Source organism: Chryseobacterium sp. SIMBA_028 (assembly GCF_046535285.1).
Taxonomy (GTDB): domain Bacteria; phylum Bacteroidota; class Bacteroidia; order Flavobacteriales; family Weeksellaceae; genus Chryseobacterium.
The window spans coordinates 36,006-53,990 of sequence record NZ_JAWRWZ010000021.1; the positions used below are offsets into that span (position 1 = coordinate 36,006).

The 17,985-nt window shown below is 34.6% G+C and carries 22 protein-coding genes; 14 read left to right on the plus strand and 8 right to left on the minus strand.

Annotated elements, in window-relative coordinates; genetic code table 11:
* Positions 1–127 precede the first annotated feature (127 nt).
* The 5 genes from SCA31_RS21410 to murI all read left to right on the plus strand — a co-directional run bounded on the left by SCA31_RS21410 (position 128) and on the right by murI (position 5,476).
* Positions 128–1,225, plus strand: a complete 1,098-nt coding sequence (locus tag SCA31_RS21410; RefSeq protein ID WP_410699037.1) for a PASTA domain-containing protein — start codon at positions 128–130, stop codon at positions 1,223–1,225.
* Positions 1,226–1,298: 73 nt separating this feature from the next.
* On the plus strand, positions 1,299–2,372 hold the full coding sequence (locus SCA31_RS21415; RefSeq protein ID WP_410699039.1) for an RluA family pseudouridine synthase: 1,074 nt from the start codon (positions 1,299–1,301) through the stop codon (positions 2,370–2,372).
* Positions 2,373–2,423: 51 nt separating this feature from the next.
* Positions 2,424–3,374, plus strand: coding sequence for a PorP/SprF family type IX secretion system membrane protein (locus SCA31_RS21420; RefSeq protein ID WP_410699040.1), 951 nt, complete (start codon positions 2,424–2,426; stop codon positions 3,372–3,374).
* 49 nt (positions 3,375–3,423) lie between these two features.
* Positions 3,424–4,548 (plus strand): radical SAM family heme chaperone HemW, encoded by a 1,125-nt coding sequence (gene hemW / locus SCA31_RS21425; protein ID WP_410699042.1) that lies wholly within the window; start codon positions 3,424–3,426, stop codon positions 4,546–4,548.
* A 97-nt stretch (positions 4,549–4,645) separates the two neighbouring features.
* On the plus strand, positions 4,646–5,476 hold the full coding sequence (gene murI, locus SCA31_RS21430) for a glutamate racemase (protein ID WP_410699043.1): 831 nt from the start codon (positions 4,646–4,648) through the stop codon (positions 5,474–5,476).
* A gap of 111 nt (positions 5,477–5,587) precedes the next feature.
* Here the strand turns inward: murI and SCA31_RS21435 are convergent, their stop codons facing one another.
* Positions 5,588–6,187: a nitroreductase family protein gene (locus SCA31_RS21435; protein ID WP_410699045.1), complete on the minus strand. Its 600-nt coding sequence runs from the start codon at positions 6,185–6,187 to the stop codon at positions 5,588–5,590.
* Positions 6,188–6,270: 83 nt separating this feature from the next.
* On the opposite strand from SCA31_RS21435, the gene SCA31_RS21440 reads away from it, so the two are divergent.
* The gene (locus tag SCA31_RS21440; RefSeq protein ID WP_106917396.1) at positions 6,271–6,618 is read left to right on the plus strand and encodes a winged helix-turn-helix transcriptional regulator; all 348 of its coding nucleotides are present in this window, start codon (positions 6,271–6,273) and stop codon (positions 6,616–6,618) included.
* On the opposite strand, the gene rsmD is transcribed toward SCA31_RS21440, so the two are convergent.
* From rsmD to SCA31_RS21470, 6 genes are all read right to left on the minus strand, one after another.
* Positions 6,615–7,187: a 16S rRNA (guanine(966)-N(2))-methyltransferase RsmD gene (rsmD, locus tag SCA31_RS21445; RefSeq protein ID WP_410699047.1), complete on the minus strand. Its 573-nt coding sequence runs from the start codon at positions 7,185–7,187 to the stop codon at positions 6,615–6,617. The genes SCA31_RS21440 and rsmD overlap by 4 nt on opposite strands.
* 79 nt (positions 7,188–7,266) lie before the next feature.
* On the minus strand, positions 7,267–7,983 hold the full coding sequence (locus tag SCA31_RS21450; RefSeq protein WP_410699049.1) for a DUF3822 family protein: 717 nt from the start codon (positions 7,981–7,983) through the stop codon (positions 7,267–7,269).
* 18 nt (positions 7,984–8,001) lie between these two features.
* A complete protein-coding gene (locus tag SCA31_RS21455) occupies positions 8,002–8,496 on the minus strand; it encodes a Smr/MutS family protein (protein WP_410699051.1) in 495 nt (164 codons plus the stop codon).
* Positions 8,497–8,605: 109 nt separating this feature from the next.
* Entirely contained in the window at positions 8,606–9,103 is a 498-nt protein-coding gene (locus tag SCA31_RS21460) for a metallophosphoesterase family protein (protein ID WP_410699052.1), read from the minus strand.
* On the minus strand, positions 9,103–9,552 hold the full coding sequence (locus SCA31_RS21465; protein ID WP_410699053.1) for a hypothetical protein: 450 nt from the start codon (positions 9,550–9,552) through the stop codon (positions 9,103–9,105). The genes SCA31_RS21460 and SCA31_RS21465 overlap by 1 nt, the downstream gene beginning before the upstream one ends.
* Before the next feature lie 88 nt (positions 9,553–9,640).
* Positions 9,641–10,105: a hypothetical protein gene (locus tag SCA31_RS21470; protein ID WP_410699055.1), complete on the minus strand. Its 465-nt coding sequence runs from the start codon at positions 10,103–10,105 to the stop codon at positions 9,641–9,643.
* Positions 10,106–10,202: 97 nt separating this feature from the next.
* Between SCA31_RS21470 and SCA31_RS21475 the strand changes: the two genes are divergently transcribed.
* Positions 10,203–11,747, plus strand: a complete 1,545-nt coding sequence (locus tag SCA31_RS21475; protein WP_410699057.1) for a serine hydrolase — start codon at positions 10,203–10,205, stop codon at positions 11,745–11,747.
* 144 nt (positions 11,748–11,891) lie between these two features.
* Here SCA31_RS21475 and SCA31_RS21480 read toward each other — a convergent pair whose 3' ends face one another.
* The gene (locus SCA31_RS21480) at positions 11,892–12,368 is read right to left on the minus strand and encodes a SixA phosphatase family protein (protein ID WP_410699059.1); all 477 of its coding nucleotides are present in this window, start codon (positions 12,366–12,368) and stop codon (positions 11,892–11,894) included.
* A 116-nt stretch (positions 12,369–12,484) separates the two neighbouring features.
* Here SCA31_RS21480 and ruvX point away from each other — a divergent pair, with 116 nt between their 5' ends.
* The 7 genes from ruvX (at position 12,485) to SCA31_RS21515 (ending at position 17,822) form a co-directional block, all read left to right on the plus strand.
* Positions 12,485–12,901, plus strand: coding sequence for a Holliday junction resolvase RuvX (gene ruvX / locus SCA31_RS21485; RefSeq protein ID WP_410699061.1), 417 nt, complete (start codon positions 12,485–12,487; stop codon positions 12,899–12,901).
* Positions 12,898–13,470, plus strand: a complete 573-nt coding sequence (def, locus tag SCA31_RS21490; protein ID WP_410699062.1) for a peptide deformylase — start codon at positions 12,898–12,900, stop codon at positions 13,468–13,470. Before ruvX ends, def begins: the two co-directional genes overlap by 4 nt.
* A 77-nt stretch (positions 13,471–13,547) precedes the next feature.
* The gene (locus tag SCA31_RS21495) at positions 13,548–14,105 is read left to right on the plus strand and encodes a DUF5606 domain-containing protein (protein ID WP_410699064.1); all 558 of its coding nucleotides are present in this window, start codon (positions 13,548–13,550) and stop codon (positions 14,103–14,105) included.
* A gap of 243 nt (positions 14,106–14,348) precedes the next feature.
* Positions 14,349–15,116 (plus strand): nucleoside triphosphate pyrophosphohydrolase, encoded by a 768-nt coding sequence (gene mazG, locus SCA31_RS21500; protein ID WP_410699066.1) that lies wholly within the window; start codon positions 14,349–14,351, stop codon positions 15,114–15,116.
* 59 nt (positions 15,117–15,175) lie between these two features.
* The gene (locus tag SCA31_RS21505) at positions 15,176–16,054 is read left to right on the plus strand and encodes a hypothetical protein (RefSeq protein ID WP_410699068.1); all 879 of its coding nucleotides are present in this window, start codon (positions 15,176–15,178) and stop codon (positions 16,052–16,054) included.
* A 36-nt stretch (positions 16,055–16,090) separates the two neighbouring features.
* Positions 16,091–16,882: a hypothetical protein gene (locus SCA31_RS21510; RefSeq protein WP_410699069.1), complete on the plus strand. Its 792-nt coding sequence runs from the start codon at positions 16,091–16,093 to the stop codon at positions 16,880–16,882.
* 136 nt (positions 16,883–17,018) lie between these two features.
* On the plus strand, positions 17,019–17,822 hold the full coding sequence (locus SCA31_RS21515; protein ID WP_410699070.1) for a hypothetical protein: 804 nt from the start codon (positions 17,019–17,021) through the stop codon (positions 17,820–17,822).
* Positions 17,823–17,985 lie beyond the last annotated feature (163 nt).

Sequence of the window (17,985 nt, forward strand, 5' to 3'; positions counted from 1 at the left end):
AAACATTTTATGTAATGCAATAGGGGAAATCCACAAATTTTAAGATCAAAAATGAATTGTGTTAAATAAAAAGCACATTCTAAAATTATTAGCTATATTTGCCGTTGTAATTAAAGTATTTTTAAGTATGCTTAAATCACTTTTCAGTTGGAAAGTTTTATTGAATTTAGTAGTAGCCATCGGTGTTTTCGTTGGGCTTGTATGGCTTACGTTTCGCTGGTTGGAGTACCATACTAATCACGGTCAGGAAATACCTGTTCCTAATGTTGTTAACAAATCTGTACATGATGCCGTTAAAATATTAGACGATACAGGTTTGGAATATGAAGTAGATAGTGCGACTTATGATCCGAAATACAGACCATTTCAGGTTCTTCAGATTTATCCTGCACCGGGTTCCCGTGTAAAGGACGGAAGAACGGTGCGTCTTAAGGTGAACCCTAGAACATGGGCGCAAATTGCTGTTCCGGATGTAATTAATAAATATTCAGGACTGGCATTCCAGAGATTGGATCAGGTAGGTCTTAAAATTGGAGATACCATTTATGAGCCAAGTATTCAGAAAGATGCTCTTCTAAGAATCCTGTATAAAGGAAATGCTGTAAATCCGGGTGCTCGTTTACCTAGATTCTCAGTAATTGATGTTGTGGTAGGATCCGGGCCAATGAGAAATATTTCAATTCCTAATGTTGTAGGACTTTCTGTAAAGGAAGCCAGAGCTGTTATTACGAAGAGTATGTTTGAAGTAGGATTGGTAGAGCATGAAGATGGAGGTAAAGATGAATCTGATATCATTTATTACCAGGATCCTAGTTCAGGAGATGTTCGTGACCAGGGAATGCAGATTGACCTTTGGGCAAGTAAGAAGACTCCAGCAGAATTAAGAGCTAAAATAGAACAGCTAAACTCTATTTATCGTATGAAGGTAGATACTTCTTTGCCTCCGGTACGATATGAAGAAGTTCATAATGAACCAAGCTATGAAGCTCCGGTTATCCCTCCTCCGGCACCAAGAAGAGAAACTCCTAAGCCAGAGGGGCAGAAAACAGAGACTCCTAAACCTCAGACGACAACTCCAAAGCCTGCCACAGGCTCAGGAACTGAGAAGCCAAAAGCTTCTACAACTCCCTCGTCTACAGGAAGTACAACTAAACCTACTGCTTCTACCACTACAGGTCAGCAACCTGCTCAAAAGCCAAAAGCTAAAAAGGTAGTCGTAGAATAATTTCAGATTAATATAAAAAATACAGGCTTCAACTGCAAAATGTTGAGGCCTTTTGTGTAAAAAAATAAAAACAATGTCAGAAGATAACGAAGATTTTTTAGATGAAGAATTGCTGGATTCCAATAGTATTGAGAATATCGATATTGATGAGGAAAATAAAGGATTGTATGAACATCTTAATATTACTGTTGACCCTAAACAGGACCCATTAAGAATTGATAAGTTTCTTTTAATATACAGACAAAACTCTTCAAGAAATAAAATTTCACAGACCTGTAGGGCTGGAAACGTTATAGTCAACGGAACTCCAGTAAAGCAGAATTACCGCGTAAAACCAGGGGACCAAATCTCGGTATTGCTTACTCATCCGCCTCGGGAAAATGTTATTATTCCACAGGATATTCCTGTTCATATTGTTTATGAAGACGATGATTTGGTAGTAGTAGATAAGGAGGCAGGAATGGTGGTACATCCCGGACACGGAAACTGGGATGGAACATTGGTAAATGCCCTGGCCTATCATTTTGAAAAGAATGGTGCAAAATCTGATCTTGACAGGGTAGGACTTGTTCATAGGATTGATAAGGATACTTCCGGACTTTTGGTAATTGCCAAAAATGAATATGCATTAAGCTTTTTGGCCAAGCAGTTCTTCAACAGAACTACGAAAAGGTTGTACTGGGCTTTTGTGTGGGGAAATCTTAATGATGAAGAAGGAACAATAAGAGGCCACGTAGGAAGACATCCCAAAAACAGGATGCAGATGTCTGTTTATGAAGACGGAAGCCAAGGGAAGCACGCGGTTACCCACTATAAGGTGTTGGAAAGGTTCAAATATATGACATGGGTAGAATGTAAACTGGAAACGGGAAGAACCCATCAGATCAGGGCGCATTTCAAGCATATTGGGCATACATTGTTTAACGATGAAAGATATGAAGGACATACTCCGTTAAGAGGAGTAAACATTCCAAAATATAAGCAATTTATTAAAAATGTTTTTGAAATTTTGCCAAGACATGCTTTGCACGCCCATACCCTAGGATTTATACACCCAACAACAAAAAAGGAATTATATTTTGAAAGCCCAATGCCCAAAGATATGACGGATGCCGTAAAAAAATGGAGAAATTATTTAGAAAACTAAAAATATATTGAGAATTTTTTTATATTTGTTGAATTGAAATCAAGATTTGTTATGAGAAAACTATATGCTATCGTATGTTTAGCTCTTTTGTCAAATGCATACAAAGCACAAGAATCACTACCATATTATCAACAGTATCTTTTGGATGGTGACTTCCTGTTCAACCCAGCTCAGTACGGTAAAACAGACTACGTACAGCTCAATGCCATTTATCAAAAGCAATTTTCAAAATTCAGCGAATCCCCAAACGTACAATCAGTGGGAATCAATGCAAACATATTCGATAGAGTAGGTGCCGGTCTTACAGTATTCAGAGACAGTAATGGAGCAGAGTCTTCAGGAGGTGTTACCGCTGGTGCTTCATATTTTATTCCTCTAAGTAGTGAGGGAGATAGAAAAGATCAGTTCTCCTTTGGTACAAGTGTAAGTTTGTATAATAGAAATTTTGATTATTCTAAAATTAACGTTGAGGAGCAAGGTGACCCATTGGTAAGAGGTGAAGAAAGTAATATCTTCATGGCTTATGCTAATTTCGGTTTGGCTGCTACTTATAAAAACCTTTTTGGAGGTGTTTCTGTAAATGATATCGCATTAGGTAACGATAAACCAATTGTAAACGGATACGAGCCTTCTCCAATTAAATTCTTCTTAAACTTAGGATATAACTGGCACATTGCCGATAATATCATGCTGACACCTGCAGCAATGATCAACCTGAATACCAACTCAACAAGAGTAATGGACTATAACCTAATGGCTACATTCTCAAATGAGATCAATGCATTCTCTTTTGGGGTAAGCTATAGAGCTGCTCAAAATAGATTTGACAGCCAACAATTGGAAATCGCTCCTATTGTTAAGGTAAGATTCAATAAATTCATGATTGGAGCTACTTATAACCTTGGATTATCTGATATTCAGACCTATGGAGGAAACAGCTTCATGATTGGTCTTGGTTATAACTTCGATAACTTTATTAATGTTAGAGGATATAGATATTAATCAATTTAATTTAAATAAATTTGAGCTCTGAATTTTTCAGGGCTTTTTTATGATATATATTCACATTCCTTTCTGTAAACAAAAATGCAGCTATTGTAATTTTCACTTTTCCACCTCCTTGAATTTTAAGGACGAAATGCTCCATGCCATGAAAGCTGAAATAAAGCTTAGAAAGGATGAATTGCAGAACAAGAGCTTAAAATCCTTATATTTTGGCGGAGGGACCCCTTCCATTCTTTCGGTGGATGAAATCAATTCCCTGATTGATGAGGTTTTACATTATTTTAGTTTTGAAAAAGATATTGAGATTACGCTGGAAGCCAACCCTGATGATCTGGATAAGACATTTTTAAAACAATTGGCAGGAACGCCGGTTAATCGGTTATCCATCGGAACCCAAAGCTTTTTTGAAGAAGATTTGAAACTGATGAATCGGGCCCATACAGCTTCAGAGGCAGAAGGTTCTATTAAGCGTGCCCAGGACTTCGGTTTTGAAAACTTAAGCATAGATTTAATTTACGGTTCACCTACTTCCAATTTGGAAATCTGGAAAGAAAATTTAAATAAAACTATTGCATTGGAAGTTCCTCATATCTCTTCCTACGCATTAACCGTTGAGCCTAAAACTGCCTTGGAAAACTGGATTTCAAAAGGAAAAGTTAAAAGTCCGCGGGAAGAAGAGCAAAACAGAGAATTTTATTACTTGTCAGACTTTTTAAAAGATAACGGTTTTGAACATTATGAAGTCTCCAACTTTGCAAAACCTGGTTTTTATTCCAGACATAATTCTGCATATTGGAAGTATCAGGAGTACTTAGGGATAGGACCTTCGGCACATTCTTACAATGGATTTGATGTGAGAAGCTGGAATGTAGCCAATAATCAGCAGTATATTAAAAAGCTTAATGCAAAACTTCTGGCCAAGGAAGAGGAAATTCTTTCTTTGGAAGATCAGTTTAATGAAATGATCATGATTGGGTTGCGAACAATCTGGGGAGTTGATCTAAAAAGTCTAAAAGATAAGTTCAACGATAGATTTCTTGAACATTTTCAAAATGAAATCAAACAAAAAAAGGAAGAAGGTATTTTAATTGTTGAGGATAATCACTTAAAAATTCCTGAAAAACATTGGTTTATGGCAGATGGAATTGCTTCTGATTTATTTATGGTTTAATTGCTTTGAAAAAGAGCCGAGTTTAGAATAAATAAACTCATTAAACTCAAATTTTGAAGCTAAAATCTTTGTATTTTTGTATAAAATTTCAGTTCATTTGAAAACTAAAAAACAAGATTACTCGCATCTTTCACCCAGCCAGCCTATCGGTATCTTTGATAGTGGAGTAGGAGGACTTACCGTAGCTAAAGAAATCAAAAGGCTTCTTCCCCATGAAGACCTTATTTATTTTGGAGATACAAAGCACCTTCCCTATGGTGAAAAATCGAAAGAAGCGATTATAGAATATTCTACAAAAATTACTAACTTCTTGCTACAACAGAACTGTAAAGCAATTGTAATTGCCTGTAATACAGCTACTGCAAATGCTTTAAATGAAGTCATGCAGTCTGTTGCCGGTAAGGTTCCCGTAATTGATGTTATTAATCCCGTTGCTGAAAAAGTTTCCTATGAGATTCATAACAATGTAGGAGTTATTGCGACTAAAGCAACGGTAAATTCCGGTCTTTACAAGAAGAGTATCCGAAAACATAATAAATGGATTAAGGTTGATGAATTGGCAACTCCATTATTGGTTCCTGCCATTGAGGAAGGTTTCAAGAATCATCCCATTACCCATGCTATTATTTACAATTATTTGAGTAACAGTAAGCTGAAGAATATTGAAACTTTGATTTTGGGGTGTACCCATTATCCGCTTTTAATAGATGAAATAAAACAATATTATGGAAACAGAGTTCGTGTTATTGATTCTCCTAACATTGTGGCTAATCATCTGAAGATTATTCTTGATAAGTATAATCTCCTTAATGATAATAATCAAACACCCAATTATCATTTTTACCTTTCTGATCTTACCAAGAACTTTGAAAAGATCTCCAAGAAATTCTTCGGTAAAACGATCGATTTAGAACTAAAAGTATTATAAATAAAAAGTCTGCCTCTATAGAAGCAGACTTTTTATTTTTAGCTTGGCATTGCGGATATATTGAAACATCTCAATATGTGCAAAGCAATTTGGCTTGACTTTGTTTAGAAATTAGGCTTCCAAAATCACTTTCTCAGCTTCTAGCCTTGTCTTTGGATTGAATTTCGGTTGATTAGCATCGGTCTCTGTTCTTTCTCCAATAGCTACAGCAAAAAGAGTTTTGTAGTTCTCATTTTTCAGAATATCATCATACTGATCTGGTTCAATACCTTCCATTGGAGTAGAGTCTATTCCCATATCAGCACATGCAGAAAGCAATACTCCGAGTGATAAATAAACCTGATGACCCAGCCATGCCTTTACATCAGCTTCTCCTTTAGGCTTTACTCTATTTTTGTAATAGTTCACATTCCCCTCAGGAAGGCTTTCCTCAATCTGCTTTTCAAAATCTTCAGGGTTTTTAATGACCTGAAAAATAATCAGGTGACTGCAATCCTGTACTTTCTCTTTGTTGATGTAAGAAACTTCTGCAAGTTTTGTCTTCAATTCTCCACGATTTACAAAAATAAAGTTCCATGGCTGGCTGTTGATGGAAGATGGACTCAGGTTAAGGATTTCTTTCAATTGAGAAATTTGTTCTTCACTGATATTTCCTTGTGGGTTATACTTTTTTACGGTATACCTTGTTTTCATTTTGTCTAAAAAGCTCATAATTTTATACTATCATTTTTATAGTTACAAAATTAATTTAAGTTTATTAACTTTGCAATAACGGTAAAAAATGATAGTATAAAATGTATACAATAGACAATAAAAATTATCCTTGTTGTACCAGTGTTACCATGAGATTTATTGGAGGAAAATGGAAAGCTGTAATTTTATATCACCTCATTGATGGCGCAAAGCGATATAATGAATTGAGAAAAGTAATTCCTACCATTACAGAGAGAACACTGAGTCTTCAGCTCAAACAGCTGGAAGAAGATAACGTGATAGATAGAAAAGTGTTTACAGAAAAGCCACCTTTAATGGTAGAATATACATTAACGGATTTTGGTAAGACTTTGCTGCCTGTTTTAGAAGAAATTACAAAATGGGGGAAAACAGCTCCCGAGAGGTCAAAAAAAATAATCAGGAATTAAAGTTCCTGATTATCTTCTTTATTTGGATTGAAAAAACTGAAACTCACGTTTCCATATTTTCTTGTATCTATCAGATTGGGATGTTCCAGTTTCATTCTGCTTTGATGTTCTACAATAAGGACTCCGTTTTCCTTTAGGTATTTATTATTTAAAACCAGGGAAATCAATTCGTAGTATTTTTTCTCCTCCATCTCAAATGGAGCATCAGAAAACACAATTTCAAAAGATTTTTTGTTTCTGAATTTTTTCAGCCAGTCAAATACATCACCTCTTTGTACGTTGACCTGAAGAGACATGTCTAATTCAGAAGCTGTAGTGTTGATAAAGGCTGTGTGCTTTGGATTCATTTCCACGGAAGTTACATTCTGACATCCTCTGGAAGCAAATTCGAAAGTAATAGAACCGATTCCGGCAAAAAGATCAAGCACAGCAATCGACTGCATGTCGTATTTGTTTTCCAGAATGCTGAATAAAGCTTCCTTGGCAAAATCTGTGGTTGGCCTTACATCAAAGTTTTTTGGGGCGGCAATTTTTTTGGCTTTCCATTTGCCTGATATTATTCTGAACATGTTGTATTAGGGTTTAGGTAGTAGATTATAGACGGCAGATATTTTTGGAATCAGATTCCATTTCCCTGCTATCTGTAAGCTAATTAAGTATAAAATTCTTATTGGGAATATTGTCAAAAACAATTTTCAGATTTTTCACAAATTTCTGAAGCTCGGAAATAAAGGTCTCATTTTCCGTAGTTTCTCCATAGGCATAAAAGCTGGTTTCATTAATACCAAAGCCTATTTTGCTTAAGGTAAACATAATGAAGTAAAGAAAGTCAACTTCAGAGTTTACGTCCAGATTGTTGTAAAGTATGATCTTTTTATTGTCAATGGCAAAAAATTCACATTGATTATGATAAAGGTTGATATGAATCTCCTTGTTATTCTTATTATTAATTGAACTTAAAAACTTTTCTCCGGAAAAGTTAAAGTGTACCGGTATAGCCAGTTCCTTTATTTTTTTGTAATAATTCTTCGGGAAAGTATAATAAAACTGAATATTAAACTTTTTGTTGATGGAAAGCATCAGTTCTTCTTGCTCCTTATCTGTAGGAGCATTGAAAGAAATTAAGTCAAATCCGGCATCGTGGTCAGAAAAACCTTCCGGCATCAGGGTAAAATGATTCCATGCAGAAATCACCTGTATTTCATCAAATCGCTGTTTGATAAGAACTTCATCCAGTTTTTCCTCAATAAGGTTGTCTGGGGTTTCTTCAGTAACAAAATAAGACTTTTCTTCCAGAATGTTTTTGTTTTTCACAATCTGGTAGATCAATCCGTCTTTGGTAAAAAGTAAATTAAGTACGTTCATATTTCAATTGCTGCAAATTTAGTGAAATTCTACCATTACCGCACCCGATTGATGGTGAAGTATTTCCTTATTATAAAAATCAATATTAACCTGGCTTTCCAAAACATCGCGAACCATCCTCTGAAGGATTCCATCACCAATTCCGTGAACAATCTCCAGTCTCTTCAGGTTATTTCTTCTGCAAAATTCCAGCACTTCGATCAATTTTTCCTTTTGAATAAACAATCTTTCAAAACTGTCATAATCACTAGGATTCTTTACCAAATTATGAAAATGAAGGTCCAAAACCAAATGATTTTTCTGATGTTTTTTAGAAATAATTTTTTTAGGCTCTGTCTTTCTTATCACTCTGATATTTTCGTAAAGATCCTTATCCTTGGGAACCAGCTTTTCTTTGGGATATTGATGGGTAAAGCCGTATTCATCCTTAAAAACCACAATGTTTCCTTTCACGGAAGTCACAACCCCGCTTAAATTCTCGTCCACTACAGAAACGGTATCCCCAATTTTCATATTATTTAAAACCTATTCGCTCTCTTTAGCAAATGATAAACCAATCTCTGGTTCCATCAGAAATAAGATGAGCCTGTTTAATCTTTGTCTCTTTATATCAAGAAATCTGCTACACCCTTGGGCCTAATTCAATAATCTCCAGATCTTTAATTTCTTCACCATCCACTACGAAACGCATCATTGTCCTCATCTTATGCCAGCCTTGTTTTCCGCAGGCTCCGGGATTCAGGTGAAGAAGAGTGTTCTTTTCATCATACATGGCTTTTAAAATATGTGAATGCCCTGAAATAAATAATTTCGGAGCTTTCTCAGTGATTTCTTTTTTAGTAAGTGGAGTATATTTTCCGGGATAGCCACCGATGTGGATCATCAGAACTTCCAGTTTTTCACAGAAAAAACGATTTACTTCAGGAAACTCAGAACGAATCTTAGTATTATCAATATTTCCGTAGACCCCTTTTAGAGGTTTTATCTTTTCGAGCTGCTCAATAACGTCCATGCTTCCAAAGTCGCCACAATGCCAAACTTCATCTGCCTGGGATGCATACTCTAAAATTCGATCGTCGATATAGGAGTGAGAATCGGAAAGAAGTAAGATCTTTGTCATTATCTAAGTGTTCTTTCAGTGATATTTTCGTCGTATTTGTCCTTAAATACAGCAACGCGTTCAGGGTTCAGTTCTCCATCATGATTGATAACTCTTTCCTTTAATAGCCATTTTACCAGTTTTTCCATTCCTTTTTTAGAATTCATGAAGTTGGCAATTTTAGCCATATCTGTAGATTCTATTTTGGTTTTTTCAGTCAGGAAGTTGAGGATAAAGAAATCATCATTCACATATCTTGGAGTTTCATTATCCATATATTTGTATAACAAAACCTCTTCATCATCTTTCATTGAAAAGAATGAATACTGAGCTGCATTGATTTTTTCTGCTTTCAGAATCTGTTTACCATCCAGAAGAACCTTATCATCTTTGATCGTTACATCCTGAGAAAAATATAAATTACAGCTTATCATCAATAAGAAGAAAGCCAATAACCTGTTTATTGCCATTGTAATGCTTTTAGACTGCAAATATAAAGAAGCTTTAGTAAAAAACTATTTTCAAGGGTTCAGATAATTACCTAAAATATTGAGTAGATTAGTAAGAAATATCCTTGGTTCTGCGGATAGAGTCAAGTTTCTTTTCAATATCTGCACTGAACACTTTCTTTAATTTTAGTTCATTCCCGATAAGCCTTGAAATAGTAAAAGTACCATTCATACTATTATTGGAAGGAAATACAATGGCAATTGAAGAATCTGAAACTTTTTTCCAGCTTCCACTGTAACGTTCAAATTTTGAAGCTTTATTAGGGAAGTCTTCTGTAGCATCATATCCATTGGCAGACTTACTTAAATTTCCTATAACTTTTCCATTCTTATTGAATTTTAGTCCGGGATTTTTGGTGTCAAAAACATCCTGTGTTTCATAGGTGTAAATATAGGTGTCAAGCTTCTTCAACTTCCAGGTCTGTAAAAGTAATGGATTTGAGGTCCTGTCCTGGCTTTTAACAAAATTGATGGCAAAAAATGATAATAATAGGATACCAATAGATTTTTTCATGAATAATAACTGATTAATGGGAAATGTAAGTAAACTTTTAACACTGACAAAATTAACATCGTCTAATATTTACTAAATTTGAGAAAATTAAAAAGTAATGAAGCAGAAACTTTCTTATTTCATTTTTCTTTTAACCGTAGGATTAGCCAATGCACAGGTTGAAGAAAAAAAACTGGATGAACTGATCCAAAATACTCTGAAGACTTTTGACGTTCCGGGAATGTCGGTGGGAATTGTAAAAGATGGAAAAGTAACCTATTCCAAAGGATTTGGAGTGCGTTCACTCACCACCAAGCAGCCGATGGATGATAATACACTTGTAGGGATTGCATCTAATTCTAAAGGTTTTACCTGTGTAGCGTTAGCAATTCTGGCAGATGAAGGAAAACTGAACTGGGACGATAAGGTTTCAAAATACATTCCTGAGTTTCAGATGTACGATCCATATGTTTCACAAAATGTTACGATAAAGGACCTGATTACCCATAGAGCCGGATTAGGATTGGGGCAAGGTGACCTGATGTTTTTTCCGGAGGGAGGAAATTTAACAGTGAATGATATTGTTCACAATGTAAGATATCTAAAACCTGAAAACCCTTTTAGAACAACTTTGGACTACAACAATATTATGTTTGTTGTTGCAGGGGAAGTGATTCACAGAGTTTCCGGATTAAGCTGGGCAGAGTTTATCGAGCAGAAAATTATGAAACCTGTAGGGATGACTTCCAGCTTTGGAAGTTATAACAGAGCGAAGGCTTCAGCCAATAAAATTGATGCTCATGCTCCCGTAGACGGAAAAGCCATTGCAGTTCCCCACGATTGGAATGAAACAGCTAATGCTGCTGGAGGAATTATGAGTAACATTAAGGATATGACAATCTGGGCAGAATGTCTGTTGAATAACTTTACTACTAAAGACGGTAAGAAACTGGTTTCTGATAAGAATGTTCAACAACTCTGGAGTCTGCAGATCCCTGATAGGGTTGCCGCAAAGAATCCGTATGATACGAGTTTTTATGGATATGGCTTAGGATGGTTTTTAAGTGATGTGAAAGGACACAAGCAAGTACAGCATACTGGAGGTCTTATAGGAACGGTAACACAGTTTACTTTAATTCCTGATCTTAAACTGGGAATTGTTGTCTTGACTAATCAACAATCCGGTGCTGCTTTCAGTACTATTACAAATACGGTAAAGGATTCTTACCTTGGAGTGGCAGATAGAAACTGGCTAAAAACGTATGGGGAGAGGATGTCTAAAATGAATGTGGAATTTGAAAAACAAAAGAAAGAAGCGTTTGCAAAATCAGAAGCATTCAAAAAAGAAAAATCACTTCAGCCAAAAGCAGAGCAGTTTACAGGAACCTATAATGATGTTTGGTTTGGTGATGTAGAAATTACTCAGCAGGGAGGTACTTACAGAATTTCATGTAAAAATTCACCGAGATTAAAAGGTGAGTTGCTTCCTTATTCGAATAACTCATTCATTATTAAATGGGATGACAGAAGCTATGATGCTGATGCTTATATTATTTTCAGTTATGATGAGACTGGAAAAGCACAATCTGCAAAGTTGAAAGCTATTTCGGATGTGACGGATTTCAGTTTTGATTTTGATGATCTGGATCTGAAGAAAAAATAATCGAAACTATTTGTTATTATAATTCAATAGGAACGGGCTTTAGCCCGTTCTTTTTGTTATGATAGATAAAATTGGATCTTCTCCTGTTTTTGAAATAAAAAAAAGAAAATAAATAGTACTGTATAGAGAATTGCTGAGGTAAAGTTATATTTTCCCGGGCTCATAAAAGAATAAAAGTTTCTTTTTAGCTCCATCAAATTCGGACCAGGATTCACAGTCTACTTCGAAACCAGCAACACCACAAGTGGGGAAGTGAAAAATATCTTCAGAAATAGAATTGGCAAAATTGGAAATTCCATTGTTGTGTGAAAAAAGAGCAACAGAACCTAGAGTGTCATCCAGGTCATAGATTACAGATTCAAAATTTCTTTCCGAGGGATTATATAGTTTTTCATCAGTAGAACAATCTAGCTGATAGGTCTGATTAAAAATCTTACAGGTATTCAGGGCACGTACTGCCGGGCTTGATACAAAATGATCTATAGAAATATTATTGTTTTTTAAGAATCTGGACATGTTCATAGCATCCTCCAAACCTTTGTCTGCCAAGGGTCTGTCAAAGTCCTCCGTTTCTTCAGGCCAGTCGCTTTTTGCATGTCTTACGAGGATGAGTCTCTTCATATATTTGTTTTTTTGGAAGATTAAAATTATAAAAAAAATAATGGAATAAAACATGATTTATATAAAAAAACTGCGTTATGAATAAAATCAGTATTTTTTACTAAATTTGCAGACTTATGGGACAAATCCTTGCAATAGACTACGGAAAGGCTCGTTGTGGCATCGCTGTAACAGATGATATGCAGATTATAGCCAGTGGGCTGGAGACTGTAGAGAACCGTGTTTTAATGGAATTTTTGAAAAAATATTTCCATGAAAATAAGGTAGATGAAGTAGTAATTGGGCTTCCCATAGATTTGAGAGGAAATATTTCAGAAGTGGAAACCGATATTTTAAAATTCATTGAAGAATTTAAGAATGAATTTTCGGATATTGCAGTTCACCGTTTTGATGAAAGATTTACTTCAAAGATGGCTTCATTCTTTATTTCCCAAAGTGGAAAAACCAAGAAGAAAAGACAGGAAAAAGGATTAATAGATAAAGTAAGTGCAACCATCATATTGCAGAATTTTTTAGAACAAAGATTAAGATGATTTTACCGATAAGAGCTTTTGGGGATCCTGTTTTGAGAAAAGTGGGAAAAGATATAGATAAAGACTATCCCGAATTACAGGAACTGATAGAAAATATGTTTGAAACGATGTACAGTGCCAATGGCATAGGTCTTGCAGCGCCTCAAATCGGTTTGGATATCCGTATGTTTGTGATAGATGTGACGCCTCTTGCAGAAGATGAGGATTATGAAGATATTAAGGACGAGTTGGCAGAGTTCAAAAAAGTATTCATTAATGCTACAATTCTGGAAGAATCTGGTGAAGAGTGGAAGTTTAATGAAGGTTGTCTGTCTATTCCGGATGTAAGAGAAGATGTGAAAAGAAAAGGAACAATCGTTATTGAATATTATGACGAAAATTTTGTAAAACATACAGAAACTTTTTCCGATATTAGAGCCCGCGTAATTCAACATGAATACGATCACATTGAAGGAGTTCTGTTTACTGATCACTTAAGTGCTTTAAAGAAGAAACTGGTAAAAGGAAAACTTACGAAGATCTCTCAGGGTGATGTAAGCATTGGTTACAAAATGAGATTTCCAAAATAACTTAAACAAGGATTAAAAAGAAATAATAATAAGCAATAGGCTATAGGCTGATTGCAAAATTTACAAAAAATAAAATTATGCTGTTAGAAAAAATAATTTCAATTTCTGGAAAACCAGGACTTTACAAATTAGTTTCTCAATTAAGAAACGGTTTTATCATTGAAGATGTTACCAACAAGAAAAAAGTAAGCATCGGTAACTCTAGCCAGGTAAGCTTATTGGATAATATCGCAATGTTTACATTTGATAAAGAAGTTCCTTTGTTTGAAGTTTTTGAAAATGTTGCTAAAAACAATGATTATAAGCAGACTATTTCTCACAAATCTTCTGATGCAGAATTAAAAGACTTTATGTTGGCTTCTCTTCCTAATTATGATACGGAAAGAGTATATGCATCTGACATCAAGAAACTAGCTCAGTGGTACAATATTCTTCATAAAGCAGGATATATCACTCCGGAAAGTTTTGTAAAAGCAGAAGCAGAAACCTTAGACGGTGAGCCTGCAGAAGAGGTAAGCATTGAGAAAGAAGCTAAAAAAACTGCTCCAAAGGCAGAAAAGCCAGCTACACCAAAAGTAAAAGCTACTTCAGCTGCAAAAGCGGCTCCGAAAAGCACACATACTAAAAAAGGATAATTCATTTTCGAATTAAAGATACAAGCCTTGTTAAGAATTTTCTTGACAAGGCTTTTTTGTTTATTGAATAAGAGAATCAAAAAATTAAATACCAAGACGATAAATCATAGTTGAAGGTTATTATAAAGGTTCAAACTCGTGCCATGTACCCCTTGATCCTTTACTATAAACTTTCAACTTCAAGGTTTGCAGTAGAGTGGAAATAACCCTTACATTTGTATAAGATTGAATTTGCAGCTACATATGAATACGAAACAAGAGAAACTAGAAGCATTCGGAAGATTATTGGATATTATGGATGATCTTCGTGAGAAATGTCCATGGGATCAAAAACAAACCTTACAATCCCTTCGTCATCTTACCCTTGAAGAGACCTATGAACTTTCTGATGCCATTTTACAGGATGATTTGCAGGAAATAAAAAAAGAATTGGGTGATGTTCTGCTTCACTTGGTTTTCTATTCTAAAATAGGTTCTGAAAAAGAAAGTTTTGATATCGCAGATGTGATTAATTCCCTTAATGAAAAGCTTATCTTCCGTCACCCTCATATCTATGGAGATACTGAAGTGAAAGATGAAGAAGAGGTAAAGCAGAACTGGGAAAAATTAAAGTTAAAGGAAGGAAACAAATCTATTTTAGGAGGTGTTCCGAAAAGCCTGCCAAGTTTGGTGAAAGCCTATAGAATCCAGGATAAGGTAAAAGGTATTGGTTTTGAATTTCATGACGCGGAGGATGCCTGGAAAAAAGTAGATGAAGAGATTCAGGAATTCCATGCTGAAACAGACCTGGATAAAAAAGAGCAAGAGCTGGGAGATGTATTTTTCTCATTGATTAACTATGCAAGAATCTCAGGAATTAATCCGGATTCTGCTTTAGAAAGAACCAATCTGAAATTTATTTCAAGATTTCAAAAGATGGAAAATCTTGCTGGTGAGCAGAATTTAAATCTTGCTGATATGTCTCTGGAAGAAATGGATGTTCTTTGGGAAAAGGCAAAACAATTATCATAATATCTCAATTGGAACAATTAATGTTTCTTATTTTCAGGTTAAATTAAAAAAACAACACAATGCTAAGACTTCTTATGTTACCCACCTTATTTCTATTGAGCTGTAATCCTAAGGCTCAGAATCCACCGGTGAAAGGTGATGATTTAAATCCTCAATTTTCTTTACCTAAAAAGTTAAAGGAAGTTTCTGGTATCACTTTGTCGAATGATAAAAAGACCATTTGGGTGATAGAGGACAGGGGGAATAAAAATGCAGTATATGGTTTAAGCGATAAAGGAGAAATGCTTGCCAAGGTACCGGTAGAAAATGCTGAGAATACGGATTGGGAAGATATTATATCAGATTCGCAGGGAAATATTTATATCGGAGATTTTGGAAATAATGATAATGACAGACGTGATCTAGCCATTTTAAAAACAGATCTGAAAGACGCTGCTCAAAAAACAACAAAGGTGGTTCAGACGACAAAGTTTCATTACGAGGGGCAAACAGAATTTCCACCAAAAAAATCAAATCTATTGTATGACTGTGAAGCATTTGTAGAAATGGATGGTAACTTCTATCTTTTTACAAAGAACAGAAGTAAAGGTTTTGATGGAACGTTCCTTGTGTTTAAAGTCCCAAATAAAGAAGGTGATTTTGAAGCTAAACTGATCGGGAAATTAAAACTCCAGGGAGGGTATAATGATGCAGCTATTACATCAGCTACTATTAATACTACCAAAGATAAGATTGTATTACTAACCCATAAAAATGTTCATGTTCTTACAGGATTTACATCTGATGATTTCAATACTGCTAAGATTCAAAAGATTCCTCTAAACCATAATTCTCAGAAAGAAGCTATCGTTTTTCAAAATGATAAAACCTTAATGATTGCAGATGAAAAAGGCAAAAATGAGGGGGGAAATGTCTATCAGTTTTCTATTAGACTATAAATTCTTATATTTGCCGCCATTACTAAGTAAGTAACCATGAAAAAAATATTTTACGTACTATTGGGAATATGCTTGCTTTCTTGCAGCAGTAGCAATGATGATATTGTAGAAGAGACACAAGATGTGTATACTGATAAGGTTTATAGGTCCCATCTTAGTGGAATATTTGTTACAGATCCTGTTACAGATCCCAGCTATTATCAATTTACTTATACAAACGGAAGTCTTACGGAGGTTTCCAATAAATTTCCACCCTCACCAGAATTTCCAAATTCAGTTTATCCCACAACCACTTTGTTTTATGAGAATAATCAAATCAAGGTATTAACGACTTCGATTGGTGATTCCAGATACACACTCTATACTATGGATGGTAAAAAACCTGTGAAATCTGAACAGTACACAATGGCCATTAACCAGCAATACTATCTTAATAATACAGCTTATTATACTTATGAAAAGGATAAGACAATAATTTACAGAGAATATAATGCAACTGATAACACAATGGTTTCAACTTATTCCTTTGATAGTAAGCATAATCTTATTAAAAGTGAGGAGGTGTCTAAATCTAAATATTCAGGAGAGTTTGTAAATATCATTGTTTATTCAGATTTTGATAATTCCAAAAATCCATATAAAAACTTATGGTTGCTTGGTGGTGTTGCATATATTAAAAGTTTATCGTCCAATAATTTCAGAAAAATGGAACATACGTATGGATATATAAATTCCGGTGTTTTTGAACCTGACTTTACGATGTCTTATACTTATAATAATTACAAATATGATTCAAACGGTCAACTTCTATTGTATTATCCGTTATAAGATCTATATATCGACTAATAAAAAAGTTTTCTAAAATCATTATTACTTTATGATATAGCTGTAAATATCCATCACATAGAATCTAGGGTGGTTATTTATCTATTTCATTTATCCTTTATTATCTTACTAATTGATTATGAAAAAAATATTTTGCATTTTATTAGGAATTAGCTTGCTTTCATGCAGTGGTAGTAACGATGACATTACAAATACTGCAGAGGAAGTTCAAGAAGCCAATTCGCAACCTGACAAAGGGTACGCCTTTTATGTTGACTCCCCCTTTACTCCTATTGGTCCTGATAACTACTATAAGTTTACTTATAATAATGGTAATTTGACAAGAATTTCCGGAAAGAATGGAACTGTTGCGGGAACTTTCGTTGATACCTATACAGCTCTATCCTACCAAGGGAATCAGGTAACGGTTGAATACTCATGGGCTTCCAGTTTGAATACTGATCATATCAATTATACAATGAAAGATGGCAGACCCATAGAGGCGGAATATCGTAGAATAGAAAATAATATGCCCTATTATACTCTATATCAAAGAAAATTTTTTACCTATGAGAATAATACAATAAAAGTATCTATTTGGAGAAAGGGAGTAGTGGAAGAAGAGGAAGCTGTTGTAACTTATTCTTTTAATAATAATCAAAACCTGGCTAAAAGTGAAAAGTTAGAAAAAAGGAAAGGGAAACCTGTCTTTATGACTACTACAATCTATTCAGATTTTGATAAAGCTAAAAATCCATTTAAAAAATTTGGGTTGGTCAATGATATATTATATGAGAAAAGTTTATCAGTTAATAATTTCAGAAAATCCGAATCAACCCAAACTATTTTCATGGAAACAACTAATCCTACTTATACATCAACAGGTGTGAATTTTTACAAATATGACTCAAAAGGACAAGTACTATTGTACTATCCTCTATAAAAAATAAAAGCTTGGCAGGAATAATTGTTGAGCTTTTTTAATTAGACAATTTATTTATAAGAATTTGAGTTCAGTTATGTACTTCCTGTGTATGTCTTCAAAAGAAAATGGACTTTCTCTTAGGGAGTGTTTGTTAGTTTAAAGTTATAATAAAAGTTGATTT